Origin of the sequence: Sorangium sp. So ce448, assembly GCF_051520915.1 — a bacterium.
GTDB classification, from domain to species: domain Bacteria; phylum Myxococcota_A; class Polyangia; order Polyangiales; family Polyangiaceae; genus Sorangium; species Sorangium cellulosum_B.
In genome coordinates this window covers 6,785,494-6,811,649 of record NZ_CP150343.1, presented here as the reverse complement: position 1 = coordinate 6,811,649, position 26,156 = coordinate 6,785,494, and the positions used below count along the sequence as shown (strand labels likewise).

General features: G+C 72.2%; 22 protein-coding genes and 2 pseudogenes. 9 read left to right on the top strand and 15 right to left on the bottom strand.

Features of this window, described 5'->3' with window-relative positions; translation table 11 throughout:
- Positions 1–154: 154 nt before the first annotated feature.
- The 3 genes from WMF45_RS25645 to mgtA all read left to right on the top strand — a co-directional run bounded on the left by WMF45_RS25645 (position 155) and on the right by mgtA (position 4,838).
- A complete protein-coding gene (locus WMF45_RS25645) occupies positions 155–1,114 on the top strand; it encodes a ribose-phosphate diphosphokinase (protein ID WP_437719447.1) in 960 nt (319 codons plus the stop codon).
- 154 nt (positions 1,115–1,268) lie between these two features.
- A complete protein-coding gene (gene pdhA, locus WMF45_RS25640; protein ID WP_437719446.1) occupies positions 1,269–2,249 on the top strand; it encodes a pyruvate dehydrogenase (acetyl-transferring) E1 component subunit alpha in 981 nt (326 codons plus the stop codon).
- A 24-nt stretch (positions 2,250–2,273) separates the two neighbouring features.
- Entirely contained in the window at positions 2,274–4,838 is a 2,565-nt protein-coding gene (gene mgtA, locus WMF45_RS25635; protein ID WP_437719445.1) for a magnesium-translocating P-type ATPase, read from the top strand.
- Positions 4,839–4,909: 71 nt separating this feature from the next.
- Here mgtA and WMF45_RS25630 read toward each other — a convergent pair whose 3' ends face one another.
- A complete protein-coding gene (locus tag WMF45_RS25630) occupies positions 4,910–5,506 on the bottom strand; it encodes a DUF981 family protein (protein ID WP_437719444.1) in 597 nt (198 codons plus the stop codon).
- 399 nt (positions 5,507–5,905) lie between these two features.
- On the opposite strand from WMF45_RS25630, the gene WMF45_RS25625 reads away from it, so the two are divergent.
- From WMF45_RS25625 to WMF45_RS25615, 3 genes are read left to right on the top strand one after another with little or no spacing between them, the layout of a single operon-like run.
- The gene (locus WMF45_RS25625; RefSeq protein ID WP_437719443.1) at positions 5,906–6,892 is read left to right on the top strand and encodes an alpha-ketoacid dehydrogenase subunit beta; all 987 of its coding nucleotides are present in this window, start codon (positions 5,906–5,908) and stop codon (positions 6,890–6,892) included.
- Positions 6,885–8,081: a dihydrolipoamide acetyltransferase family protein gene (locus tag WMF45_RS25620; RefSeq protein ID WP_437719442.1), complete on the top strand. Its 1,197-nt coding sequence runs from the start codon at positions 6,885–6,887 to the stop codon at positions 8,079–8,081. Before WMF45_RS25625 ends, WMF45_RS25620 begins: the two co-directional genes overlap by 8 nt.
- 3 nt (positions 8,082–8,084) lie before the next feature.
- The gene (locus WMF45_RS25615; protein WP_437719441.1) at positions 8,085–8,342 is read left to right on the top strand and encodes an acyl carrier protein; all 258 of its coding nucleotides are present in this window, start codon (positions 8,085–8,087) and stop codon (positions 8,340–8,342) included.
- A 2-nt stretch (positions 8,343–8,344) separates the two neighbouring features.
- Here WMF45_RS25615 and WMF45_RS25610 read toward each other — a convergent pair whose 3' ends face one another.
- From WMF45_RS25610 to WMF45_RS25570, 9 genes are read right to left on the bottom strand one after another with little or no spacing between them, the layout of a single operon-like run.
- Positions 8,345–8,677 carry an AtpZ/AtpI family protein gene (locus tag WMF45_RS25610; protein WP_437719440.1) on the bottom strand — a complete coding sequence of 111 codons (333 nt, stop codon included), beginning with the start codon at positions 8,675–8,677 and terminating at the stop codon, positions 8,345–8,347.
- Positions 8,674–9,105 carry a F0F1 ATP synthase subunit epsilon gene (locus WMF45_RS25605; RefSeq protein ID WP_437719439.1) on the bottom strand — a complete coding sequence of 144 codons (432 nt, stop codon included), beginning with the start codon at positions 9,103–9,105 and terminating at the stop codon, positions 8,674–8,676. Before WMF45_RS25605 ends, WMF45_RS25610 begins: the two co-directional genes overlap by 4 nt.
- Positions 9,102–10,520, bottom strand: a complete 1,419-nt coding sequence (atpD, locus tag WMF45_RS25600) for a F0F1 ATP synthase subunit beta (RefSeq protein WP_437719438.1) — start codon at positions 10,518–10,520, stop codon at positions 9,102–9,104. The genes WMF45_RS25605 and atpD overlap by 4 nt, the downstream gene beginning before the upstream one ends.
- 2 nt (positions 10,521–10,522) lie before the next feature.
- A complete protein-coding gene (locus WMF45_RS25595) occupies positions 10,523–11,398 on the bottom strand; it encodes a F0F1 ATP synthase subunit gamma (RefSeq protein WP_437719437.1) in 876 nt (291 codons plus the stop codon).
- Positions 11,385–12,944, bottom strand: a complete 1,560-nt coding sequence (locus WMF45_RS25590; protein WP_437719436.1) for a F0F1 ATP synthase subunit alpha — start codon at positions 12,942–12,944, stop codon at positions 11,385–11,387. The genes WMF45_RS25595 and WMF45_RS25590 overlap by 14 nt, the downstream gene beginning before the upstream one ends.
- The gene (gene atpF, locus WMF45_RS25585) at positions 12,931–13,683 is read right to left on the bottom strand and encodes a F0F1 ATP synthase subunit B (RefSeq protein ID WP_437719435.1); all 753 of its coding nucleotides are present in this window, start codon (positions 13,681–13,683) and stop codon (positions 12,931–12,933) included. The genes WMF45_RS25590 and atpF overlap by 14 nt, the downstream gene beginning before the upstream one ends.
- A gap of 3 nt (positions 13,684–13,686) precedes the next feature.
- Entirely contained in the window at positions 13,687–13,929 is a 243-nt protein-coding gene (locus WMF45_RS25580; protein ID WP_437329463.1) for a F0F1 ATP synthase subunit C, read from the bottom strand.
- Positions 13,926–14,603, bottom strand: a complete 678-nt coding sequence (gene atpB / locus WMF45_RS25575) for a F0F1 ATP synthase subunit A (protein WP_437719434.1) — start codon at positions 14,601–14,603, stop codon at positions 13,926–13,928. The genes WMF45_RS25580 and atpB overlap by 4 nt, the downstream gene beginning before the upstream one ends.
- Positions 14,600–14,881 (bottom strand): N-ATPase subunit AtpR, encoded by a 282-nt coding sequence (locus WMF45_RS25570; RefSeq protein ID WP_437719433.1) that lies wholly within the window; start codon positions 14,879–14,881, stop codon positions 14,600–14,602. The genes atpB and WMF45_RS25570 overlap by 4 nt, the downstream gene beginning before the upstream one ends.
- A 331-nt stretch (positions 14,882–15,212) precedes the next feature.
- Between WMF45_RS25570 and acsA the strand changes: the two genes are divergently transcribed.
- Together acsA and WMF45_RS25560 are read left to right on the top strand one after the other, a co-directional pair.
- The gene (gene acsA, locus WMF45_RS25565) at positions 15,213–17,000 is read left to right on the top strand and encodes an acetate--CoA ligase (RefSeq protein ID WP_437719584.1); all 1,788 of its coding nucleotides are present in this window, start codon (positions 15,213–15,215) and stop codon (positions 16,998–17,000) included.
- 238 nt (positions 17,001–17,238) lie between these two features.
- Positions 17,239–17,460 (top strand): annotated as a pseudogene (locus tag WMF45_RS25560) (pyridoxal-phosphate dependent enzyme); the annotation flags it as partial.
- Positions 17,461–17,764: 304 nt separating this feature from the next.
- Here WMF45_RS25560 and gcvPB read toward each other — a convergent pair.
- From gcvPB to WMF45_RS25545, 3 genes are all read right to left on the bottom strand, one after another.
- Positions 17,765–19,252, bottom strand: coding sequence for an aminomethyl-transferring glycine dehydrogenase subunit GcvPB (gene gcvPB, locus WMF45_RS25555; protein ID WP_437719432.1), 1,488 nt, complete (start codon positions 19,250–19,252; stop codon positions 17,765–17,767).
- Positions 19,249–21,243: an aminomethyl-transferring glycine dehydrogenase subunit GcvPA gene (gene gcvPA / locus WMF45_RS25550; protein ID WP_437719431.1), complete on the bottom strand. Its 1,995-nt coding sequence runs from the start codon at positions 21,241–21,243 to the stop codon at positions 19,249–19,251. Before gcvPA ends, gcvPB begins: the two co-directional genes overlap by 4 nt.
- Positions 21,244–21,388: 145 nt before the next feature.
- Positions 21,389–22,876, bottom strand: a complete 1,488-nt coding sequence (locus WMF45_RS25545) for an APC family permease (protein ID WP_437719430.1) — start codon at positions 22,874–22,876, stop codon at positions 21,389–21,391.
- Between the two features lie 397 nt (positions 22,877–23,273).
- Here WMF45_RS25545 and WMF45_RS25540 point away from each other — a divergent pair, with 397 nt between their 5' ends.
- Positions 23,274–24,182, top strand: a complete 909-nt coding sequence (locus WMF45_RS25540; protein WP_437719429.1) for a PLP-dependent cysteine synthase family protein — start codon at positions 23,274–23,276, stop codon at positions 24,180–24,182.
- 188 nt (positions 24,183–24,370) lie between these two features.
- On the opposite strand, the pseudogene WMF45_RS25535 reads toward WMF45_RS25540, so the two are convergent.
- A pseudogene (locus tag WMF45_RS25535) lies at positions 24,371–25,501 on the bottom strand (ferredoxin reductase family protein); the annotation flags it as partial.
- A gap of 146 nt (positions 25,502–25,647) precedes the next feature.
- Positions 25,648–26,049 (bottom strand): hypothetical protein, encoded by a 402-nt coding sequence (locus WMF45_RS25530; RefSeq protein WP_437719428.1) that lies wholly within the window; start codon positions 26,047–26,049, stop codon positions 25,648–25,650.
- Positions 26,050–26,156 lie beyond the last annotated feature (107 nt).

Genomic DNA, 26,156 nt, shown 5'->3' with positions numbered 1-26,156 from the left:
TCAGACAGATCAGGCGGAAAGGCGTGATGACGCGGAGGCGAGCGGACGTCACTGGAGAGATCAGGCCCTGGGGTTGCATCTGGAGAGCGGTCACAGCTCGAATGAGCAGCGCCATGAGCCCCCACGACACGGAAGGCGGCGCAGCGGAGCAGCCATGGAGATCTGCCTCTTCGCGGGCAACGCGAACCTCCCTCTCGCACAGGCCGTGGCGGAGCGCCTCGGTATCGGCCTGGGCGACGCCCTGGTGCGCCGCTTCGCGGACGGCGAGCTTCACGTGCAGCTACGGGAGAGCGTGCGAGGGCGGGACGTGGTTCTCCTCCAGCCGACGAGCCCACCGGTCGACGAGCACATCGCCGAGCTCCTGTTCCTCGCGGATGCATGTCGCCGCGCAGGGGCCTCGCGCCTGACAGCCGTCATGCCGTATTTCGGCTATGCCCGCCACGACCGCCGCGCCTCGGGGAGGGAGCCGGTAGGGGCCCGGCTCGTCGCCGATCTCTTCACGACAGCGGGCCTCTCGCGCGTGGTGGCCGTCGACCTCCACAATGCCGCGCTCGAGGGGTTCTTCTCCATCCCGCTCGAGCACCTGAGCGCGGTGCCGCTGCTCTCGGATGCGGCGAGATCCTGGATCTCCGAGCGCAGCGTCATCGTGGCGCCGGACCTGGGCGCCGCGAAGCTCGCGGATCGCCATGCGCGGCTCCTCCGCTTGCCTGTCGCCGTCGTGCACAAGACCCGCCTGAGCGGCGAGGACGTCAGCGTCCACGCCATCACGGGCGAGGTCCGGGGACGGTCGCCCCTCCTCGTCGACGACATGATCAGCACCGGCGGGACGATCGAGGCCGCCGTGAACGCCTTGCTCGCGGCGGGCTGCGCGCCGGACATCACCGTCATCGCGACGCACGGCCTCTTCGTCGGCCCGGCGATGGCCCGGCTCTCCGCGCTCCCGGTGCGCCGTTTCCTCGTGACCGACAGCGTCGCAGCCGCCACGGGCGCGGCGATCCCCGTCGAGCTCGTCCGTCTGGACGGGCTCCTGGCCGAGGCGATCCGGCTCCTCCATGACGGCGGTTCGCTGCAGGCGCTGCTCGCGCGCGGCGAGGCCGCGGGCCCTCCGCGCTGAGCCGGCACCCGAGCAGGAGGACCCATGAGCGGCGCCGAGGACGGGAAGCGCCCGCGCCGGTACGATCGTTGCCCGAGCCGAGCCCTGTCGCGGAGGTGTGCTGGATGGAGGCGCCCGTGCCGAGCAGGAGGCTGCGTCGTTCGAAGGAGCCCTCATGAGCTCGCTCGGGATCCCTCCTGCCGAGGCGCTCGCCGTGCTGCGGGCGATGCTGCTCATCCGCCGCTTCGAGGAGCGGTGCGCCGAGCTGTACACGCTCCAGAAGATCCGCGGCTTTCTCCACCTGGTCATCGGTGAAGAGGCGGTCGTTGTCGGGGCGATGCGGGCGCTCGAGGACGACGACGCGGTGGTCGCCGCCTACCGCGAGCACGGCCATGCGCTGCAGCGCGGGGTCTCGCCCGCCGCGGCGATGGCCGAGATGTACGGGAAGGCGACGGGCTGCGCCCGCGGGCGCGGCGGGTCGATGCACCTGTTCTGCGCGGAGCGGCGCTTCTACGGCGGCTACGCCATCGTGGCCGGCGGCCTGCCCATCGCGGTGGGGCTCGCGCTTGCCGACAAGCTCGCCGGCCGGCGGCGGGTCACGGCGGCGTTCTTCGGCGACGGCGCGACCGACGAGGGGGAGTTCCACGAGTCGCTGAACCTCGCCGCGCTCTGGAGCCTGCCGGTGCTCTTCCTCTGCGAGAACAACCAGTACGCGATGGGGACGGCGCTCGCGCGCCACGCCGCGAACCCGCGGCTCATCGACATCCCCGCGGCTCACCACGTGCCGGCCGAGCAGGTCGACGGCATGGATGTGCTCGCGGTGGAGCAGGCCACGCGGCGCGCGGCCGCGGCCGTGAGGGAGGCGGCCGGCCCCCGCTTCCTCGAGCTGCTGACGTACCGGTTCCGCGCGCACTCGATGTACGACGCCGAGCGATACAGGGACAAGAGCGAGGTGGCCGCCTGGCGGGAGCGCGACCCCATCGACCTGTTCGTCGCGCGGCTGCGCGCCGAGGGGCTGCTCGACGACGGCGCGCTCGCCCGGATCCTGGGCGAGGTCGAGGCCGAGGTCGATGCGGCCGTGAAGGCCGCGGAGGAGGCGCCGATCGAGCCGGTGGAGGACCTGACCCGCTTCGTCTACGCCCGGGAGGTGCCGTGATGTGAAGAGGGATGTCGTCGGCGCATGGACGCGAACGCGCAAGGGCTCTCTGGCCTGTCCCTCGCGGAGCTGCTCGAGCGGCTCGGGACCTCACCGCGCGGGCTGACCAGCGAGGAGGCGCGGCAGCGGCTCGGGCGGTTCGGGCCCAACGAGCTCGCGGCCACGAGGCGAGAGGCGGCCGTCGTCCAGGTGTTGCGCCGCTTCGCGAACCCGCTCGTGGGCATCCTCCTGCTTGCCAGCCTGGCGTCGGCGGCCCTCGGCGATCTGATGAACTCGGCCGTCGTCGTGGTCATCGTGGCGCTGAGCGTCGCGGTCGAATCGGCGCAGACGCGGCGATCCCACCGCGCGGTCGAGCGGCTCCGCGCACAGGTCGCGCCCACCGCGACCGCGCTGCGAGACGGGGTGTTCCGCGAGATCCCGCGGCGCGAGCTGGTGCGGGGCGACATTCTCCGGCTCACCGCGGGCGACCTGGTCCCCGCCGATGCGCGCCTGCTCACGGCCAAGGACCTGCACATGCACCAGGCCGCGCTCACCGGCGAGTCGCTGCCCGCCGAGAAGGACCCCGACCCTGGGCCCTCGGCGGCGAAGAGCCCGGTCGAGATGACCCACGCGGTGTTCCTCGGGTCGTCGGTGGTGAGCGGCACCGCGACCGCGGTCGTGTTCGCGACCGGTTCCGACACGGCCTTCGGCGACATCGCCCGCACCCTCGCGACCCGCCCTCCGCAGACCGAGTTCGAGCGGGGCATCGCACAGTTCGGGGCTTTCATCCTCAGGCTCGTGCTCTTCCTCGTGCTCTTCGTCATCGCGCTCAACGCCGCGCTCCGGCGCGACCCGCTCGAGTCGCTCCTCTTCGCGGTGGCCCTGGCCGTGGGGCTCACGCCCGAGTTCCTGCCGATGATCACCACCGTCACGCTGGCGCAGGGCGCAGTGCGGCTCTCGCGCGAGCGGGTGATCGTCACCAACCTCTCGGCCATCCAGAACTTCGGCAGCATCGACGTGCTCTGCAGCGACAAGACGGGGACGCTCACCACGGGCGAGATGGAGCTCGAGGCCCACGTGGACCCGCTCGGCGAGCCGTCGGAGAGGCCGTTCCTCCTCGCCTACCTGAACAGCTACTTCGAGAGCGGCGTGGACAACCCCGTCGACGCGGCCGTGCTCCGCAGGTCCACGGTGAGCCCGCTCGACGCGGCGGTGCTGCGCCACGAGCACCCCGACATCAACGGCTTCCACAAGCTCGACGAGCTGCCGTTCGACTTCGAGCGGCGCCGCGTGAGCGTGGTCGCCGAGCGCCTGGGCGAGCGGCTGCTCGTGACCAAGGGCGCGCCGGAGGGCGTCTTCGCGATCGCGACCACGTACGAGGTCGACGGCGAGGTGCGGCCGCTCGACGAGAGCGCCCGCGCGCGATGCGAGGCGGCCTTCCATGCGCTCGGCCGGCAGGGCTATCGGGTGCTCGCGGTCGCCTATCGCGGCGTCCCGGCCAAACCGGCGTATCGGCGCGACGACGAGGTCGAGCTCACGCTCGCGGGGCTGCTCGCGTTCGTCGATCCGCCGCTCCCCGGCGCCGCCGAGATCGTGGGCGCGCTCCGCGAGGAAGGGGTCGACGTGAAGATCCTGACAGGCGACAACGAGCTCGTCGCCGCGCACGTCTGCCAGCAGGTCAGCCTCGATCCTGGCGAGATCGTCCTCGGCGACGCGATCGACCGCCTCGACGACGCGGCGCTCTCACACCTTGCCGAGCGCACCCGCGTGTTCGCGCGCGTCTCGCCGGCGCAGAAGAACCGCGTCATCCGCGCGCTCAAGGCCCGCGGCCACGTGGTCGGCTACATCGGCGACGGCATCAACGATGCGCCATCGCTGCACACCGCCGACGTCGGGATCTCCGTCGCCGGCGCCGTCGACGTGGCCAGGGACGCCGCGGACATCGTGCTGCTCGACCACAGGCTCGATGTGCTGCGCTCCGGCATCCTCGAGGGTCGGAAGGCATTCGGCAACGTGATGAAGTACCTGCTCATGGGGACGAGCTCGAACTTCGGCAACATGTTCAGCATGGCCGGGGCATCGGTGCTCCTCCCCTTCTTGCCGATGCTGCCCGCGCAGATCCTCTTGAACAACTTCCTCTACGATCTCGCGCAGATCACGATCCCCACGGACAACGTCGACGCGAGCTTCATCCGGAAGCCGCGGCGCTGGAACATCGCTCTGATCCGCCGCTTCATGATGGTGATCGGGCCGATCAGCTCCGTGTACGATTTCCTCACCTTCTACGCGCTGCTCCACGTGTTCCACGCGCCGGCCTCGCTCTTCCACACCGGCTGGTTCGTCGAGTCGCTGGCCACGCAGACGCTTGTGATCTTCGTGATCCGCACGATGGGCAGCTCCTTCAAGAGCTCTCCGAGCCGCGCGCTCGCGGCGACCACGCTCGGCGTCGTGGCCGTGGCCCTCGCGCTGCCGTACAGCCCCTTCGCCGGGCTGCTCGGCTTCGTGCCGCTGCCGCCCGGCTTCTTCCTGTTCCTCGCGGGCGCGACGCTGACCTACCTTGCCCTCGTCGAGGCGATCAAGCGCGCGCTGATGCGGCGCATCTTCGCGTGACGCGGGGCCGCCGCTCGGCCGCCCGTGCCCGGACGCCGGGCCGTACCGATTTCACGAGATTCCGATCCGCCTCACTCGCATGCGGCCGGCGTCCCCCTCGCCTGGGCAGGGATCCATCGGTCGAAGGAGCCCGGCGCGAGGTGGTGCAGGTAGGCCCCACAGGCCGTCACCCCGAAGAGCGCGCCGGCGATCAGCAGGAGCACGGCGACGGAGGACCGCACGAGCGCGCTCCTGCTCCGGAGCGGGAAGAGGACCGCCGCGAGGCCGCTCGCCCCGAACATCACTGCGGCGATCATCGGCATCGACGTCAGGCGATAACGGAAGATCGCCACGGCCGCCACGAGGTTGGTCACCCCCCCGAGCGCGCCCAGGATGGAGAGCGGCCCGAGGTCCACGCCGCGCGAGAGCGCGACGCTGCCGATGACGAGCAGCGTGCCGAAGTAGGCCAGAGGCTCGCCGAAGACGATGTTGTACTGCCCCGGGATCGGCCATGTGAGCGTAAGGTGAAACCCGGTCACGGCCAGGATCAGACCTCCGGCCCCGAACGCAGCGGCGAACGCTCTCCGGTGGTCCTCGCGCCGTTCAGCCCTCGCGACGTACCACGCTCCAAGGAGGAGGACGGCGGTGACCGCCGCCAAGGGGAGTGTCAGGTAATTGATGTACAGCATGCTCCATCCTCTCCTTCCATCCCTCCATCTCAGCGCTGGCGCGGCGGCTCGCGCCTGCCCATCCCGTCTGGAAGTGTGGAGACGGACTCATGGTCACGTCAATGAGCGCTGCTCCGTGTCTCCATATCAGCGCTCCTCGAGCGCGCTTGTCACGCGAGCGACCTGACGAGAGGTTCGCCTGGTGATCACGACGCACCTCGCCGCTGAGCTCGCAGCGCCGAGCGGGCCAGCCCCGAGCGCCTCGGCGCCGGTACGCTCGTTGCTCGGCCGCGTCTCTCGGAGCCTGAATGTGATGAGGGGAGGCACCCGGCCAGACCACGAACGCGCGCAGCACGGCAGGGCCCGCCCCGCCGGTCGAGGCCCTGACCCGCTTGCTCTGCGCCCGGGAGGACCCGTGACGTGAAGCGGACGGCGACCTACCGCGAGGCGGTCCGCTCCGGGCTGCGCGAGGCGCTCCGGCGCGACCCGCGGGCCTTCCTGATGGGCGAGGACGTGGGCCGCTACGGCGGCGCCTACGCGTGCAGCGCCGGCCTGCTCGAGGAGTTCGGCCCGGAGCGGGTCCGCGACACGCCGCTCGCCGAGTCGACCTTCGTCGGCGCCGGCATCGGCGCCGCCCTCGGCGGGGCGCGCCCGATCGTCGAGGTGATGACGGTCAACTTCAGCCTGCTCGCGCTCGACCAGATCGTGAACAACGCGGCGACGCTCCGGCACATGTCCGGCGGCCAGTTCACGATCCCGCTCGTCGTGCGCATGGCCACGGGGGGCGGCCGCCAGCTCGCCGCGCAGCACTCGCACAGCCTCGAGAACTGGTACGCGCACGTGCCCGGGCTCAAGGCCCTCGCGCCCGCGACGGTGCAGGACGCGCGCGACATGCTGCTCGCCGGGCTCGACGATCCAGACCCGGTGGTCGTCTTCGAGCACCAGTACCTCTATCCCATGGAGGGCGAGCTCGACGACGAGGCGCCCCCGGCGGCTCCCTTCCGCGCGGCGGTGCGGCGCGGGGGCCGCGACGTGAGCCTGATCGCGCACGGCGGCTCGGTCCCGAAGGCGCTCGCCGCGGCCGAGCAGCTCGCGGGCCGCGGCGTCGAGGCCGAGGTGCTGGACCTCCGGTGCCTGCGGCCGCTCGACGAGGAGGCGATCCTCGCGACCGTGCGGCGGACGCACCGCGCCGTGCTCGTCGACGAGGGGTGGCGGAGCGGGAGCCTCGCCGCCGAGGTGAGCGCGCGGATCATGGAGGGCGCGTTCTACGAGCTCGACGCGCCCGTCGCGCGGGTGTGCAGCGCCGAGGTGCCGATCCCCTACGCGCGCCACCTCGAGGAGGCGGCGCTGCCGCAGGTCCCGCGCATCGTCTCCGCCGTGGAGAGGACGGTGCGGCGCGATGTCTGAGTTCCTGATGCCCTCGCTCGGCGCGGACATGGAGGCCGGGACGCTGGTGAAGTGGCGCCGCGCGGTGGGGGACCGCGTCGCGCGCGACGACGTGATCGCCGAGGTCGAGACGGAGAAGGGGCTCGTCGAGGTCGAGGTGTTCACGAGCGGCGTCATCGACCGGCTCCTCGTGGAGCCCGGGCAGAAGGTGCCCGTCGGCACGCCGATGGCCGTGATCCTCGAGGGGCATGAGGCTGCGGCCGGCGCGCCCCCACCCGCCGCGCCTGCCGCGCCCGCCGCGCCCGCGCCGCCGTTTCCTCCCCCGGCGGCCGCCGCGGCGCCGCGCGAGGCCGCGCCGCCGCCCGCGGCCCTCGCGCAGGGGCCGCGCGTGTCTCCCCGCGCGAGGCGGCGGGCGCAGGAGCTCGGGGTCGACCTTGCGCGGGTCCAGGGGACGGGACCGGACGGCGCCGTCGAGGCCGCGGATGTCGAGCGGGCGGCGGCGGCCGGCACGAAGGAGGCGGCGGCCGATGCCATGACGAAGGAGGCGTCGGCCCGCATGCGCCGGGCGATCGCGGCGGCGATGGCCCGATCGAAGCGCGAGGCGCCGCACTTCTACCTCGGCACGACCATCGACCTCCGCACGGCGATGTCCTGGATCGAGCGGGAGAACGCGGAGCGCAACGTGGCCGGGAGGCTCCTGCCGGGCGCGCTCCTCCTCAAGGCGGCGGCGCTCGCCCTGCGTGACGTCCCCGAGTTGAACGCCCGCTGGGAGGGGGATGCGGCGCCGCCCGCCCCGAGGATCCACCTCGGCGTGGCGGTGTCGCTCCGGGGCGGCGGGCTCGTGGCGCCGGCGCTGCACGACGCGGACCGGCTGCCGCTCGACGAGCTGATGGCCGCCTTGAAGGACCTGGTCCAGCGCGCCCGGGCCGGGACGCTCCGCAGCTCCGAGATGAGCGACCCCACGATCACCGTCACGAGCCTCGGGGAGCGCGGCGTGGAGACGGTGTTTCCCGTCATCTTTCCGCCGCAGGTGGCCATCGTCGGGCTCGGGAAGATCGCCGAGCGGCCGTGGGTCGTCGACGGCCGCGTGGTGCCGCGGCCGCTCGTGAACGCGACGCTCGCCGCGGACCACCGGGTGACGGACGGCCACCGCGCGGCCGCCTACCTCGCCTCGCTCGACGCGCTCCTGCAACGACCTGAGGGACTTTGACCGATGAACAAGGACGAGATCGAGGCCGTCGTGCGCCGGGAGCTCCAGCGCATCGCGCCGGAGGCGGACGTCGGGGCGCTCGGCCCGGACCGTGACGTCCGCGAGGAGCTCGACATCGATTCGATGGATTTCCTTCGCTTCGTGACGGCCCTCGACGCGGCGCTCGGCGTGGGCGTGCCCGAGTCGGATTACCGGCGGATCGCGACGGTCCGCGGGTGCACCGACTACCTGGCGAAGACGCTCGCGCAGCGCGCGGCGTAGCGTCAGCCGTGCCCGCGGTCACCGCGCCGGAGCTGGCGCGCGACGTACCGCCACGCGCTCGTGCAGCCGAGCGCGAGCCCGAGCAGACCGAGGCCGGCCCGGAGCATGACGCCTGTCCGCAAACGCGCGTCGAGCCAGCTCCCCACGAAGAGCCCGAGCAGGGCCGGCAGCACGACGAGCCACCCGAGGCCGACCAGGGACAGCGCGAGCCCCAGCGGCCGCCCCCGCTCCCACGCCCAGCGCCTGCGCCGCTCGCCGAACCGGACGACGCCCTCGTGCAAGGGATCGCGCTCCCTCGGCGCGCGCCCCGGTCCCTCGCTTCCCGGGGAGGTCACCGCGGCTCCAGCCGAGGGACCCCATGGCGCGGCCCCGTGATCCGCAGGTGGTCGGCCACCCTGCTCAGCAGCGCTCCCTCCAGCCGGCGCAGGCCGCGGGCGGCCTCCTCCTCGGCGGCGGCCGCGCGGCGATAGCGGACGAGCACGTCGCGCTCGAGCTGGTCCAGGTCGTCGCTCGCGACGGCCTCGCGGGTGAGGACCTCGACCGCCCGCCGCTCGCGGACGGTCAGCACACCGCCGCGCACCGCCACGAAGCGCTCGCGCCCCGCGTCGTCCCGGTACACGAGCACCGACACGACGAGCACCGTGAGCAGGTCCGCGTGCCCCGGGAGGATCCCGAAGGAGCCCGTCGGGTCCTCGGCGCGGACGTGGCGGACTGGATCCACGTCCGCGATCAGCGCCGCCGGCGTCACGATCGTGAGCCTCATGATCCCTTCACCCGCGCGCGCGCCTCGTCGAGCGTGCCCACCATGTACAGCGCGGCCTCCGGCCAGTCGTCGCACTCTCCGGCGAGGATCGCGTCGCACCCCCGGATGCACTCGGCGACCTCGACCATCGCGCCCGCGCGCCCCGTGAACGGCTGGGTCACGACGAACGGCTGCGTGAGGAACCGCTGGAGCCGCCGCGCCCGCGCGACCGTGCGCCGGTCCTCCGGCGAGAGCTCCTCGATCCCGAGCATCGCGATGATGTCGGCGAGCTCCCGGTACTCCGCCAGCGTGCGGCGGACCTGCGCGCTGGTCCGGTAATGGCCCGCGCCGACGACGAGCGGATCCATCAGGATCGAGCTCGAGGTCAGGGGGTCGATCGCCGGATAGATCCCCTCGCTCGACAGCTTGCGCGAGAGCACGATCGCCGCGTCGAGGTGCGTGAGGATCTGCGCGACCGCCGGATCGGTCATGTCGTCGGCGGGGACGTACACGGCCTGGATCGACGTCATCGATGCGCGCGCGGTGGAGGCGATCCGCTCCTCGATCTCGGCGATCTCCGTGGCGAGCGTGGGCTGGTAGCCCACCCGGGAGGGCAGGCGCCCGAGGAGGCCGGAGACCTCGCTGCCGGCCTGGACGAAGCGGAAGATGTTGTCGATGAGCAGCAGCACGTCCTGCCCGCGCTCGTCGCGGAAGAACTCGGCGTGCGCGAGCGCCGTCATCCCGACGCGGAAGCGCGCGCCCGGCGGCTCGTTCATCTGGCCGAAGACCAGCACCGTCCGGTCGAGCACCCCCGAGGAGCGCATCTCGAGCCAGAGCTCGTTCCCCTCGCGCGATCGCTCGCCGATCCCCGCGAACACAGCGACGCCGCGCTGCTTCGAGATCGTGCTCCGGATGAGCTCCATCAAGAGCACCGTCTTGCCGACCCCGGCCCCGCCGAAGAGCCCTGCCTTGCCCCCGCGCGCGAGCGGCGCGAGCAGGTCGATCACCTTGATGCCCGTGGGGTAGACCTCGCGCGCCCGCACCTCGGCCTCGAGCGGCGGCGCCGGGCGGGAGATCGGGCGGCGCGGGGCGTCCGGCGGGAAAGCGCCGCGCCGATCGAGCGGGTCACCGAGGACGTCGACCAGCCGGCCCAGCGCGGCCTCTCCCACAGGCACCGTGATCGGCGCCCCGTCGGCCGCGACGCGCGCCCCGCGCTGCAGGCCTCCGGTGAACCCGAGGGCCACCGTCCGCACGTGCTCGGGATCGAGCTGCTGCTGCACCTCGAGCACGAGGCGGCGGCCGTCGACATCGAGCGTCAGCGCCTCGCCCGTGCGTGGGAGCGCACCGGCGGGGAACGCGACGTCGACCACCGATCCCCGCACCCTGCGCACGGCGCCCTCGGCCCGCCCCGCGCCGGCTCCGCCGCCGCCCGCCATCGTCACCCCTCCGCCTCGCGCAGCGGCTCCGCGCCGGCGGCGATCTCGAGGAGCTCGCTCGTGATCGCCTCCTGCCGCGCGGTGCGCTCCGCGCGCGAGAGCTCGTCGAGCTCCTCCCGCAGGCTGCGCTGCGACGCCTCCATGGCCGCGAGGCGCGCCGCGCGCTCACATGCGAACGCCTCGCCGAGCGCCCAGACCACCTGGGCCAGGCAGTGCTCCTCGATGATCCGCGCGACGAGCGCGGCCGCCGGCAACGTGCGCAGCGGGGGCTCGCCCCGCGCCGCCCCCGCCCCGGACCCGCGCTCCGGCGGGAACAGCCGGAGCGCCTCGGGCCCCCACCCGAGCGCGCCGGCGCGCCGCGCGAACACCAGATCGACGCAGGCGATCGCGCCGCCGGCGATCGCGCCGAACAGGTCCCGCGTGAGCCGATCCGCGGCCGGGCCGACGCCCGCGATCGTCGACGGCAGCGGGCCCGAGGCCAGCGCGGCGACGCCGCGGTCGCGGCAGAGCCGGAGCCCCCGCGTGCCCAGCGCAGCGAGCTCCGCCGGCCCCGGATCCTCGCGGGCGACGCGGAGCGCCGCGCCGAGCAGCCGCTCGTTGAGCGCGCCGACGAACCCGTGCTCCGAGAAGAGGACCACGACGCGCCGGGCGCCGGCGGCGCCGGCGGGCTTCTCGGTGGGCGCGCGCCCCTCCTCCGCGTCGAGCAGATCGAGCGCCTGGCCGAGCGCCTCCCGCGTCGCCGCGGCGTAGCGCTCGAACCCCATGAAGGCGTCGTTGGCCTGCCGCCGGTGCGACGCCGCGACCGAGCGCATCGCGTCGACCACCTTCGCCGCCTGCGAGAGCGTGCGGATCCGCGCGGCGAGCTCAGCCGCGTCCATCGCCTCGCCCCTCGTCGCCGCGAGCGCCGACCTCGGCCGCCATCGCGGCCAGCTCGGCGAGGAGCGCGCGGCGCTCCTCCGGCGCGGGCTCGAGGCCCGCCTCGAGCCGCGCGAGCGTCGCGGGACACCGCGCCGGGAGCCCGCGGTCGAGCGCCTCGCGGAACGCGTCGAGCGCCGCCGCCGGGAGCGGGTCGAGCAAGCCCTCCTGGAGCGCCATCAGCAAGGCGATCTGCCGCCCCGCCGACAGCGGCCGGTGAAGCGGCTGCGCCATCGCCGCGCGCGCCCTTCGACCGCGGTCGAGCGCTCGCTTCGTGGCCTCCTCCGCGCCCCCGCCGACGCGCGCGAACAGCTCGAGCTCCAGGAACTGCGCGTACTCGAGCCGGAGGCTCTCCGCGACGGCGCGCATCGCGGGCGCCTGCGTCTTGCCGCCGACGCGGGACACGCTCTTGCCGACGTCGATCGCGGGCTTCCATCCCTCGTTGTAGAGGCGCGGGTCGAGGAAGATCTGCCCGTCGGTGATCGAGATGAGGTTGGTCGGGATGTACGCGCTCAGGTTGCTGGCCTGCGTCTCGGCGATCGGCAGCATGGTCAGGGAGCCGCCGCCGAGCGCCCCGGTCAGCTTCGCGGCCCGCTCCAGCAGCCGCGAGTGCAGGTAGAACACGTCGCCCGGGAACGCCTCGCGCCCCGGGGGCTGGCGCAGCAAGAGCGAGATCTGCCGGTGCACGAGGGCGTGGCTCGTGAGGTCGTCGAGGACGAGCAGCGCGTGCCCGCCGCGCTCGACGAAGTGCTCCGCCATCGAGCAGGCCGCGTAAGGGGTGAGCCACTGGAGCCCGGCCGTGGCGTCCGGCGCGGCGACGACGCACGTGGTCCGGTCCCTCGGGCCGTAGCGGCGAACGGCGTCGATCACCGCGCCGACCGAGGACGAGGTCTGGCCGATCGCCGCATAGATGCAGACGACATCGGTCTCCCGCTGGCTCAGGATCACGTCGACCGCGATCGCGGTCTTTCCGGTGCCGCGGTCGCCGATGATGAGCTCGCGCTGGCCGCGCCCGAGCGGGAGCATCGCGTCGATGAGGAGGATCCCCGTGAAGAGCGGCTCGGCGACGGGGGCGCGATCGACGATGGACGGCGCCCGGCGCTCGATCGGCGCGCGCGCGCGATAGACCGCCGCCCCGCCGAGGGGCCCGCCCCCGTCGATCGGCGCCCCGAGCGGATCGACGACGCGCCCGAGCAGCGCCTCCCCGACCGGCACGTCGATCACCGTGCCCGTCCCCTGGACGGCGGAGCCCGCGGCGATGCCCCTGTCCGGACCGAGCAGCACGCAGCCGATCGCGCCGGGATCGAGCGCCACCGCGAGGCCGCGCGTGCCGTCCTCGAAGACGAGGACCTCGTCGAGCTTCGCGCTGGGCAGGCCGCTGACGGTCGCGATGCCGTCGGCCACGCGGAGCACGCGCCCGACCTCCCGCGCCTCCGGTCCGAGAGGGAGGCCGCGCGCGCGGTCTCTCGCCCGCCCCACCCAGCCGCCGAGGTCCTCAGCAAGCCCCATCCTGCACCTCGAGGGCGGCCGCGATCCGCTGGAGCCACGCCCGGTAGCTGAGCTGCCACACCCCGTGGGGGAAGCGCAGCTCCAGGCCCGCGACCATCGACGGATCGACCTGGAACTCCAGGGCCACAGGGCGCGCGGCGACCCCCGAGAGCCACGCGCGGAGCCGCTGCTCCGCGTCCTTCCCGAGCGGGCTCGCCGAGACCACCTCCACGCGCGCCTCGTCGAGCTGGTCGAGCTGCCGGGCGACGAGCCGCCGCTGCTCCGGCTCGTCCAGGGTCTGCATGGCCCGGGCGACCAGGAGGGCGTCCTGCCCCGCCGACGCCTCGCGGAGCAGCCTCTCCGCGATCGTGATCGCGAGCTCGGTCGCCTGCGCCTCGAGCTCGCGGAGAGCGCGCGCCCGCTCCTCCGCGATCTCGGCCCGTGCCTGCTCGAGCAGGCAGCGCGCCTTCTGCTCCGCCTCCTCGCGGACCCGCTGCGCCTCCCCGTCGGCGCGGCGCACCGACGCCTCGAGCTCGCGGCGCCCCTCCTCGGCGAGCGCCGCGCGCCTGACCTGCGCCTCCTGCTCGGCCCGCTGCGCCCGCGCGCGCTCCTCGCGCGCATCGCCGAGCAGGGCCGCGGCGTCCCGCTGCCGCGCCTCGACGATCCTGGCCACCGGCTTCCACAGGAAGCGCCGGAGGAGCCAGGCGAGCACGAGGAAATTGACCGTCTGCAGCGCGATGTTCCAGCCGGAGACGTGCATGGCTCAGCGCACGAACGGGTTGGCGAAGAGCAGGACGAGCGCGACCACGAGGCAGTAGATCGCCGTGGCCTCGATCATCGCGAGGCCGACGAACAGGGTCCGCGCGATCGTCGAGCTCGCCTCCGGCTGGCGGGCGATCGCCTCCATCGCCGCGACGATCGCGCGGCCCTCGGCGAACGCCGGCCCGACGGCCCCGGCGCTGACCGCGAGCACGGCGCCGAGGATGCTCAGGCTCTCCGCGCTCACGCGGCCCTCCCGTCGACCTGCTCCTCGATCGCCGCGCCGACGTAGACGGCCGCGAGCACGGTGAAGATGTACGACTGCACGATCCCCACGAACAGCGCGAACGCCATGACGGGGATGGGGACGAGGAGGCCGGCCACCGAGACGACCACGGCGAGCACGAGCCCGTGGCTCATGATGTTCCCGAGCAGGCGCATCATCAGCGAGAAGGTCCGGGTCGCCTGCGAGAGGAGGTGGATCGGCGCGAGCAGCGGGCTCGGCTCGAGGAAATGCTTGAGGTAGCCGAGCGGGCCGTGCGCGCGGACGCCGTAGCCCGCGACGGAGAAGAAGACGATGAGCGCGAGCGCGAGCGGCGTCTCGATGCGCTCGGTCGGCGCATGGACCATGGGGAGCACGCCGGCGCAGTTGGCGGTGACGAGGAAGAGGAAGAGCGTGCCGAGGAGCGGCAGGTAGGGCGCGGGATCGCGCCGGAGGATGGCGCGGATCTGATCGCCGATCGCGACGACGACGACCTCCATGGCGGCCTGGAGCCTGCCTGGCCTCACGGACAGCCGCCGTCCGATCAGGGCGCTCGCGCCCCCGAGCGCCGCCGTGATGGCGACGCTCGTGAGCGTGCTCTCCGCGAAGGGCACGGGACCGACGTGGAAGAGGGCGGGCTCGGCGAGCGGCGAGCTCATGCGCGCCTGTCCTCCGCCGGACGCGGCCATGCCCGCGCGACCATGCAGAGCGCAGCCTGGACGAGCGCGAACCCTGCCGCGACGGGCAGGAGGGCGCGGCCGTGGAGCCGCGCGATCGCGGTGAGCGCCGAGAGCAGCAGGATCCACCGCCCCGCGTGCAGCAGCAGCGCCCGCGCGGTGGCGCCTTCGGCGAGGAGCCGGCGGACGGAGCGGGCGAGCGCACCGAAGAAGGCCGCCGCGAGCGACGCGCCGACCAGGGACCAGATGAGGGACGACATGCCGTGCTCCTTGCGCTCCGGGCCGCCCGCTCCGCGCGCCGGCGGCGCGCCGGACCAAGTCGGATCAATAAGAGAGCGGCGCCCGATCGAAAGGCGTGATCCCACGGCCCCGGAGCGGAGGTGACGGCGACCCCGAGCTCTGGGGCGCTCGCGGCGAAGGCCAGCCCGGCGCTGCGGAAGCGCCGCAGCGCGCGTGTGCGTGCGCTGCGCGAGCAGCGTGCGGAGCGGCCGTGTCCGCCGGGGCGGCGTGGGCTCTTTGTCGCCACTTCGGCGCCGAGGGCAAGAGCCCGCGCCGGGTACGGTGGTTGCGTGCCGGTCAGGGGAGGTGATGATGGAGGCGCCGAGGCGGATCAAGAAGCTTCGCGGCGCGGGAGAGCCGCCGCCGAACCTCGCCGACTACACGGAGGCGTGCCGCCGCTTCTCGTGGGCGGAGGCGCGGGCCGAGCTGACCGGGTTGCCCGGCGGACAGGGGCTCAACATGGCCTACGAGGCCGTGGACCGCCATGCTGCGGGCGCCGGCAGGGATCGCGTCGCGATCCGCTGGCTTGGCAAGGACGGAGAGCGGGTGGACATCCGCTACGGAGAGCTCGCCGAGCTCACGGCCCGCTTCGCCGGCGCGCTCGCCGGCCTGGGGGTCCGGCCGGGAGATCGCGTCTATACGCTGCTCGGCAGGACGCCGGAGCTCTACGTCGCCGCGCTCGGCGCGCTCAGGCACCGGGCGATCTTCTGTCCGCTGTTCTCGGCCTTCGGCCCCGAGCCGCTGCGCGCGCGGATGAGCATCGGCGAGGCGCGCGTGCTGGTGACCACGTCGCGGCTCTACGCGCGCAGGGTCGCGCCGATCCGCGGCGAGCTGCCGTGGCTCGAGCACGTGATCCTCGTGGACGGCGAGGCGCCGGGGACGCTCTCCTACCGGAGGTTGCTCGACGGGGCGCCCGCCGCGGCGCAGGTCCCGCCGACCGACCCGGAAGCGCCGGCCCTGCTGCACTTCACGAGCGGGACGACGGGCACGCCGAAGGGCGCCCTCCACGTCCACGCGGCCGTGCTGATGCACCATGTGACCGGGAGGCTCGCCCTCGACCTCCATCCGGACGACATCTTCTGGTGCACGGCGGACCCGGGATGGGTGACAGGCACCTCCTACGGCATCCTCGCGCCGCTGACGAACGGCGTGACCCTGGTCGTCGACGAGGCCGATTTCGACGCCGAGCGCTGGTACGAGATCCTCGAGCGAGAGCGCGTCACGGTCTGGTACACCGCGCCGACGGCGATCAGGATGCTCATGAAAGCCGGCGTTGAGCCGCTCCGCGCCCGCGATCTCCGCGCGCTCCGCTTCATGGCCAGCGTGGGTGAGCCCCTGAATCCGGACGCGGTGTCATGGAGCAACGAGGTGTTCGGTCGCCCCTTCCATGACGGCTGGTGGCAGACCGAGACGGGCGGGATCATGATCGCCAACCTCGCCTCCGTGGATGTCCGCCCGGGATCCATGGGGCGCCCGCTGCCTGGTGTGGAGGCGGCGATCGTCCGCCGCACACCCGAGGGGGGTGTCGAGGTGATCGAGCAGCCTGACGTGGAGGGGGAGATCGCGCTGCGCCCCGGCTGGCCATCGATGTTTCGCGCCTACTGGAACAACCCCGAGCGTTATGCGAAGTGCTTCGCGGGCGGCTGGTACCTGAGCGGCGATCTCGCCCGGCGAGACGAGGATGGATACTACTGGTTCATCGGGCGCGACGATGACGTCATCAAGAGCGCCGGGCACCTCATCGGACCCTTCGAGGTGGAGAGCACGCTGCTCATGCACCCCGCCGTGGCCGAGGCCGCCGTCATCGGGCGGCCGGATCCGATCGCCGGCGAGGTCGTCAAGGCGTTCGTCGCGCTGAAGCCCGGGCACGCTCCGTCCCCGGACATCGAGCGGGAGCTCATCGGCTTCGCGCGCAAGCACCTCGGGCCGGCGGTCGCGCCGCGCGAGATCGCCTTCGCCGGCTCGGTGCCGCGGACGCGCAGCGGCAAGATCATGCGGCGGCTGCTCCGGGCGCGCGAGCTCGGTCTACCCGAGGGCGACCTGTCCACGCTCGAGGCGGCCACGGGGACGACCGGCACGGCCGGGGAGGAGGCGCCGTGAGCGCCCCGCGGACAGGAAGGCGCCCGGGCGGCTGAGGGCCTCGCCGCGCGGGCCGACGAGAAGGCATGACGCGGCGCGACGCGCCGTGGCTTTCGATCTCGCGCCTCGCGAGCGATGACGGCGGTGACGCAGCCGAGCGGCCCAGCTCGTGCACACCGAGCCAGCAGAGCAGCGCAGCGGGAGCGCGGCGGGAGGCCGTCGCGCCGGTGCACGCGCTGGACGACGCGGGGCCGTGGACATGAAGACGATACTCGATGCGATCGGCGAAACTCCCCTGCTCACGTTCGACGGCGTTCACGTAAAATGCGAGTACCTCAACCCGTCTGGCTCCGTCAAAGACAGGCTCGCCAGGTACATCATCGAGAAGGCGGAGAAGGCAGGGCTCCTGGGGAAGGGCGGCGCGATCGTCGAGGCATCGTCCGGAAACACGGGAACTGCCGTCGCCATGGTCTGCTTCGTCGGGGTCTCCTCCGGGGCGAACCTCCTGGCCGCCAGGCGGGTCAAGGAGAAGAGCCCCGAGCTGAGGAACGTGGTCACCGTGTTCCCCGACGAAGGGGAGAAATACCTGAGCGAGTCCTGGTTCTCGCGCTGAGCGCGCGCCCGCGCAGGGGAGCCCGCCCGGCGGGCCGTGCCCGTGCGCACCGAAACCTTCAGGGCGTGCACCGAGGACGAGATCCGGAAGATGATATCGGAGCTGCCGTAGCGAGTGGGCACGCTCGGAGCCGGCGGCATGCTCTCGCCAGTGGCAGCTCCTGGCTTCCGAATCAGGGCGGCTCTGCTCCGGGCGGCTCCGGCGCTGGGCGCTTCTGCTCGTGCGCCGGCTTTCGGTCGCGGGAGCCCGACGGAAGAATCTTCCCGACGTTGCAGGTATGGGGCGCCGTCCGGACCAGCTCCGGATTCTCGAGGGCCTCGCGCGCGACACGGAGGAACTTCTCGATCATCCGATCCAAAGACTCCCGCGTCTCCGTCTCCGTCGGCTCGATCAGCATCGCGTCGCGCAGGTGGCCGGGAAAGTACACGCAGCCGGCGCCCACCAGCGTCGGGGGATGCACCTTATAGTCGATGAGCCGCTTGGCGAAATCGAACACGCTCACCTGGAGCTCCGCAGTGCTCAACAGACACTCGTGCATGCACCGGCCGCCGAAGACCGGAGGCAGGTAGGGTGACAAGCGGGCCTGCACGTAGTTCGCATTGAGCACGGCGTTCTCGGATACCGTGCGCAGGCCCTGGGGACCAGAGGTCAGGATGTAGCAGTAGGCCCGGATCAGGACGCCGACGTGGCCGTAGAACGACTTCATCCGGCCAATCGATCGCGGACGGTCTTCATCCGGAAAGTATCCGCGCGCATCCCGGCGGATCACTGGAATCGGCAGGAAGGGCTCCAAAAACGCCTTGACGCCGCACGGCCCCGAGCCCGCTCCTCCAGACAGGTGCGGGGTCGAGAACGTCTTGTGGGTGTTGAGCTGGAGGACGTCGAATCCCATGTCGCCGGGCCGGACGATCCCCATCAGCGAGTTCATGTTGGCGCCGTCGCAGATGAGGAGCGAGCCATTGGCGTGGACGCGCTCCGCGATCTCACGAATGTTCTTCTCGAAGAGACCGTAGGTCGAGGGGTTGGTCAGCATCACCGCTGCGACCGAGTCGTCGAGCGCGGCCTCGAGCGCGTCGAGGTCGGTCAATCCCTCCGGGGTGGTCCGGATCATCCTGCAGCGATAGCCCGCCATGGATGCGGACGCGAAATTGGTGCCATGGGCCGAGTCCTGGATGAGGATCATGTCCCGCCTCGTGCCCCGGGACTCTAACCAGGCGCGGATGACCATGAGCGCCGTCAACTCGCCGTGGGCTCCGGCCGCGGGCTGCAGGGTGAAGTGGTCCATCCCCGTCAGCTCCGCGAAGTATTCGGCGAGGTGGAAGAGCAGCTCCCAGAGGCCGGGCAGCGTGCTTTCGGGTTGCCTAGGGTGGGCATGGGCGAAGCCCTCCAGCTTCGCCAGCGGCTCGTGGCGTTTGGGGTTGTACTTCATCGTGCAGCTCCCGAGCGGATAGCTGCCATCGTCCACGCCATAGGCGCAGTGGCCGAGCGCGGTGTAGTGGCGGACGAGCTCGATCTCGCTGACCTCGGGCAGTCCGATGGGCTCAGTCCGGAGCGACTCCGCGTCGAACCACCGTGAAGGATCGAGCTCCCCGAAGTCGGGATCCTGCAGGCCCGCTCCGCTCACCCCCGGGCGGGAGAGGTCGAAGATCGTCTGCTTCATTGCCTCAGCGCTCCGATCGTTTCCGCGAACAGGGCCGCGGCCTCGTCCAGCTCGGCGCGCGCTCTCACCTCGGTGACCGCGACGAGGAGGTTTCCGTCCATCTCCAATCCGGCGAACACGCGCCGCTCCAGCATCCGCTCCAGGAACACCGGCACGGGGCAGGGGAGCCGGAGCGCGAATTCGTTAAAGAACGGGCCGATCGCCGCAGGCTCGACGCCAGGAATGGCGAGCAGCCTCTCGTGAAGGTAACGGGCCTTGGCGGCGCACTGCGTGGCGAGCTCCCGGAAGCCCCGCTCGCCGAGGGACGCCAGGTAGATGGCGGCGCGCATCGCCTGGTGCGCCTGGTTCGAGCAGATGTTGCTCGTGGCCTTCTCGCGGCTCACCTGCTGCTCGCGCCGCTCCATGATGAGCGCGAGGGCTGGCTGGCCATGGATGTCCCTCACCTCTCCGACGAGGCGCCCCGGCATGAACGCGCGCAGCCGCTTCGCGCAGGCGAGCACACCGAGCGACGGGCCTCCGGCCGACAACGGCAGGCCGAGGGGCTGCCCCTCGCACGTCACGATGTCCGCCCCGACCTCGCCCGGTGGCTTCAGGAGCGCCAGCATCATCGGGTAGCAGGAGACATTGAGGAGCGCCTCGTGCTGCCGGCAGACGGCCGCCGCGGCCGGGAGGTCTTCCAGGATGCCGAGGGAATTGGGGGTCTGCAGGATGAAGGTGGCCGCGGGGCGGGCGAAGGACTCCTGGAGCGAGCGCGGATCGAGCCGGCCTGAGACGGGATCCTCGGCGACGTAGGCCACCTCGACCCCGCGCCCGCGCATGTAGAGCTCGAGGACCGACCTCCACTCGGGCCAGACGTGCGAGGAGGCGAGGACGCGCCGCCGGCCCGTGGCTGCGCAGGCCATCCAGGCTGCCTCGGCCATCGCCGTCGCGCCATCGTAGAGCGAGGAATTGACGACCCGCAGACCCGTCAGCAGCGAGAGCATGCGCTGGTACTCGAAGAGGATTTGCAACACGCCCTGGCTCAGCTCCGGCTGGTAGGGGGTGTAGGCGGTCAGCAGCTCCTCGCTGGAGGTCAGGCTGTCGACGACCGCGGGGATGTGGTGTTCGTAGACCCCGCCGCCGAGGAAGCTCAGGTGGCTCCGGGTCGATGCGTTCCTGGACGCAAGCTCCCGCAAGTGCCTGCAGAGCGCCCATTCGCTGTGGGGAGCAGGCAGGCGAAGCTCCCTGCCGAGGCGCACTTCCTGGGGAATCGGGGAGAAGAGCTCAGCGATGCTCGTGAGCCCGAGGGCCGCCAACATGGCCTGGCGGTCGGCCTCCCGGTGGACGTTGTAGCCACAGATGAGCGGCTCGGGACGACTCTCCATCGTAACGAACTCCAGAGGGTGACGCGATCGAGCTCGAAGCAATGGTCGTGCCCCATCAGCGTCGTCGCGCGCCGTCGCGGGGTGATCGCCCGTCAGGATCACGACCCGCACGCCTGCGCGCCTGCACGCGGCGATCGCCGCGGGGACCTCCGGCCGCGTCGGGTCGTGCAGGCAGGCGAGGCCCAGGCACGTGAGCGGGCCGCCGGCCTCCCTCAGGGCGAGCAGGAGGACGCGCTCGCCGCGCTCGGCCGCGGCCACCACCGCCTCGTCGAGGCCCGCGGGCGCCGGCGCGCCGGTCAGCGGGACGACCGCCTCGGGCGCCCCCTTCACGAAGTCCCGCGTGGCGCCGCCTTCCGCGCACGTCACCGCCATGTAGCGCCGGCGCGCATCGAACGCGGTGTCGGCGATCCGCGGCCGCCGGGCGCGCGCGCCGAGCCAGAGCAGCAATGCGAGCGTATGGGTGAGCTGCGCGAGCAGCGTCCGGAGCGGACGTGAACGCCGGGGCGGCGCGAGCTCGTTGTCGCCGTGAGCGAGCCGCCTCCTCGCCGCTTCGGCCTCGGTCAGCCCCTCCGGAGCGGACCGCAATGCCTGGCTTCGCCCCTCGACCGGGAGCGCGGCGAGCTCCAAAGGACGGATGCGTGGCTGAGCGCAGGTGCCGTGAAACGACCTTGCCTGTCCGGCCGCGGCGCCAGGAGAAGACGAGCGACCCACTTCCGCGGGCCTCGGCCGAGCCCCCTTGCCACGCGGCAGCGCGGGGACCCAGGGATCAGCGTCACGGGCTCGCCGTCATCGCGCTGTGCTTGCGGCTGTAGCCGAAGTAGATCGCGAACCCGAGCAGGAGCCAGGCCGCGAGGCGCAGCCAGTTCTCGGTGGGCAGCGAGAACATGAGGAGGAGACAGATCACGATCCCGAGGATCGGGGTGAGCGGGTAGAGCGGCACCCGGAACGGGCGCGGCGCGTCCGGCGCCGTCCGGCGCATGATCAGGACCGCCGCGCAGACGAACAGGAACGCAAGGAGCGTCCCGATATTGACGAGCTCCGCGAGGATCCGCAGCGGGAGGAGCGCCGAGAGGGTGGCGACCACGAACCCGGTGAGCAAGGTGGACTTCCACGGTGTCCTGAAGACCGGGTGCACCGATCCGAAGAAGCGCCTGGGCAGGAGCCCGTCACGGGCCATGGCGAGCAGCACGCGCGGCTGGCTGAGCATGAGCACGAGCAGCACGGAAGTGATCCCGGCGACCGCCCCGAGGGAGATGATGAACTGCGCCCACGGGAGGCCGACGCGCGCGAAGGCATCGGAGACAGGCGCGTCGATGCTCAGCTCGGTGTAGGGCACCATGCCCGTCAGGACCGCCGCGACGGAGACGTAGAGGAGGGTGCAGATCACGAGCGATGCCACGATGCCCGTGGGCAGATCGCGCTGCGGGTGCTTCGCCTCCTCGGCGTGGGTCGACACCGAATCGAACCCGATGTAGGCGAAGAAGATGGTCGCGGCGCCGGCGAGCATCCCGAGCGGCTCTCCCCCTTTCCCGGTCTCGCCCAAGACGGTGTGACCGAAGAAGCTGAGCCCCGCGAACCCGAACGGCGCGAACGGCCTCCAGTTGTCCGGGTCGACGTGGAACGCGCCCACCGCGATCACGAAGAGCACGACCGCGAGCTTGAGCGCGACCATCACGGCGTTGAGCGTCGCGCTCTCGTGGATGCCCTTGAGCAGGATCACCGTGACCGCGATCGTCACGAGAGCGGCGGGGAGATCGATGATCGCCCCCGTGGACACGAGCTCACCGAGCGCCGGTTGGTAGTCGAACGGCGCGCTCCTGAGCTCTCTCGGCAGCTCTACCCCGAAGATCCCGATGAAGTCCTGGAAATAATGGGACCACCCGTGCGCCACGGTGGCGGCGCCGACGGCGTACTCGAGGACGAGATCCCACCCGATGATCCACGCCGGCAGCTCGCCGAGCGTCGCGTACGAGTACGCGTAGGCCGAGCCCGCGACCGGCACCATCGCCGCGAACTCCGCGTAACAGAGGGCCGCGAACACGCAGGCCATCCCCGCGACCACGAAGGAGAGCATCAGGGAAGGACCTGCCTTGTCGTGCGCGGCCTGGCCGGTGAGCACGAAGATGCCTGTCCCGACGATGGCGCCGATCCCGATGCTCGTGAGCTGCAGCGGCCCGAGGACCCGCCGGAGGCGGTGCTCCCCATGCAGCTCTTCTCTCATGACCGACAGCGGTTTGCGGACGAAAAGCCGGCTCCCCATGGCCTTCGGTCTGCTGGCTCTGCGGCCCGGCCCCCGGCACGTCAAGCCGGAGGCGTCGAGCCGGGAGCGGCCCCGCGCCGCCGGACAAGCGGAGCCTGCCGCGCCGAGCGCCCCCGCGCCCGGAGACGGCCCTGCGACGCCCGCAGCTGGCTGAGGCGCGATGGCAGCCCCCTTCGAGACGTAGCCCGGGCGGCTGAGGACCTCGCCGCGCGGGCTGACGAGCGGCCATGACGCGGCGCGATGCGCCGTGGATGGATCTCACCACCTCGCGAGCGATTCCGTGGGTGATGCAGCCGAGCGGACCAGGTCGTGCACGACGAGCCAGGAGAGCAGCGCATGGCGAGCGCGGCGCGAGGCTGTCGCGGGTACACGCGCTGGACAACGCGGGGCCGTGGACATGAAGACGATACTCGATGCGATCGGCGAAACTCCTCTGCTGACGTTCGACGGCGTTCACGTAAAATGCGAGTACCTCAACCCCTCTGGATCCATCAAAGACAGGCTCGCCAGGTACATCATCGAGAAGGCGGAGAGGGAAGGGCTCCTGAAGAAGGGCGCCACGATCGTGGAGGCATCGTCCGGAAACACGGGAGCTGCCGTCTCCATGGTCGGCGCCGTGAAAGGCTACAAGGTGACGATCTTCATCGCCGAGGGTCTCTCCGGGGAGCGTTACAAGATGATGAAGGCGTTCGGCGCCGACGTGCGGACAGTCCCGCGGGATCGGATGGATATCGCCGTGCGAAGGGCGAGCGCCCTGGCGAAAGAAAAGGGTCATTTCCATGTGAACCAGTTCGCAAACCCCTGGAACGCCGAAGACCACGACGAGCACCTCGGCGGGGAGATCCTTCGCGCCTTCGGGCGCCGGCGGATCGACGCGGTCGTCGCCGCGATCGGCTCCGGAGGGACCCTGATCGGCCTCGGGCGGGCCTTCCGGCGGGTCAACCCGGAGGTCAAGGTCTTCGGCGTCGAGCCTGCCCGGTGCGCCCTCGTCCACGGGCGCCTGCACCGCCGGCCCGAGGTGTGCCGGCCCCACCGGATCGAGGGCATCGGCGAAGGGTTCGTGCCCGCGCTCATCGAGGACAACATCGAGATCATCGACGACGTCATCCGGGTCGAGGACGGAGAGGCGATCGAGGAGGCGAGGCGGATCGCGAGCGTTCACGGCTGCTTCGTCGGGGTCTCCTCGGGCGCGAACCTCCTGGCCGCCAGGCGGGTCAAGGAGAAGAGCCCCGAGCTGAAGAACGTGGTCACCCTGTTCCCGGACGAAGGGGAGAAATACCTGAGCGAGTCCTGGTTCTCGCGCTGAGCGCGGACAGCGGCGACGAGGAGCACGGCCACGAGAAGGATCAGCGCGATGCCCGCCGAGAGGACGCGGATGTGCTCCTCCCGCACCGATCGCCGCCCGGGCGGCCTCGATCCGACGAGCACGAAGTGCTCTGCGTGCACGCGCCCGCCGGGCACGGCGCGGTCGCGGAGCGCCCGCTCCACGACATTCATCATCGGCTCGGGGCCGCACACGAAGACCTCCGCGCCCGCGTACCGGTCGGTCAGGTGGCGGTCGAGGAGCTCGCGTCCGATGAGCCCGCCCTGCCCGGTCCAGCCGGGGGGCGGTCTCTCGATGACGTCCACAACGCGGAGGTCCATGGCGCGGGCGAGCTCGTCGAGCTCCGGCGCGAACACGATCTTGTCGACGGTGCTGCTCGCGTACACGAGGAGCACTGGACGGCGATCACCCCGGTCGTGCAGCGTGCGGATCATGCTCATCATCGGCGTGATGCCGATCCCGCCGGCGACGCAGACGAGCGGGCGCGGAGCCCGGAGATCGAGCGCGAACGCGCCGTAGGGCCCGGCGAGGTACGCCCGCGTCCCCACGGGGGTCTGCCCGATCGTGCGCGTGAAATCGCCGAGCTCCTTGATCGTGAGCTCCACGCGCCGCGGCGAGGCCGCGCTCGACGCGATGGTGAAGGGGTGCTGCCGGGGCGAGAACGGCGACCGGCCCAGCGTGAGCCAGACCGATTGGCCGGGCTGGAACCGGAGCCCGTCATGCCCGGCCGCCTCGAGGACCAGGGTCCAGACGCGATCCTGCTCGCGGCGCACCTCGGCGACACGCCACGGTCGCCGGAGCGCCAGCAGCGGACGCAGCAGGTGGGACGCGACCAGCGCCGCCGCCGGGACAGCGACGAGCGCGGTGATGGCGGCCTGCTTCACCGGCGTCGCGCTCGCGCGTCCGAGCGTGAGCACGTGCCAGAGCGCGATCCCCACGACGGTCACCGCCAGCAGCCCATGCCCGACGCGCCACGCTTCGTAGGGGATGCGCAGCCGGGTCAGCTGGCGCGGGACGAGCACGAGCAGAAGGAGACCCATCAGCGCGAAGGCCAGGGCCAGCGCGCGCGGCGCGCTCGCGGAGAGGTCGAGGAGGTGCGCGACGTACCAGGGCTCGGCGACGGCGAGGAGCACGACGTGCGCGGCGACGAAGGCCGCGGTCCACAGCCCGGCCTGCCGGTGGAAGAGGAGCACCGCGTCCAGGCCGAGCGCGTTGACGATACGCCGCGCCCGCGCCCCCAGCGCGAGCTGCAGCGAAAGGAGCGCCAGCGCGACGTAGCCGAGCCCTGCCGCGATCTCCACCGCGAGTCCTCGTCCTTTCGGGACGGCGCCGACGAGCAGCAGCAAGAGGACGCTCGCGGCGAGCGCCAGGTAGGCGGCGATCCAGAGCAGCCGAGCGACGCGCGCGCGTGCTGCCCGCGGTGCCTCCCATGCTTCCACGGTCGAGGCTACTCCGGCGCGCCCGCCTCGATCCACGCGCGCACCAGCCCGGCAGCGTCTCCCCACGCGGCCGGATGGCGTTCCGGCAGGGTGTAGTAAAGGCTCTCGTCGGGCTTGCCGGGCGTGACCAACGATCTCGCGGTGCGGTATGCCGCCATGGATCCGCCCGGCGCCGTGGCGTGACAGCCGTCACATCGCTCGGCGGCCAGCGGAGCGATCCGATCGGTGAACCGCGCCGGCTCCGGCGAGGCGGTCGAGCGGGTCTCGCTGCACGCCACGAGACCTACGCAGGCCGCGCAGGTGAGCAAGCCTGGCTTCCAAGGCATGGAGGTCCCAGGCACGACCGAGCGCCTGGCCTGGCGCGCAGCGGTGGACGGCTCGGCGGCGATCGGGCTCTGGCGGGTGCTCATCACAGGACCTCCGGGGATACGCAGCAGACGTGGTTTCACGCCCCGTCATGCAGCCCGCGGACCATGGCATGAAGCGGTCGCACACGCTCAGGCAAGTGGGGTGTCGG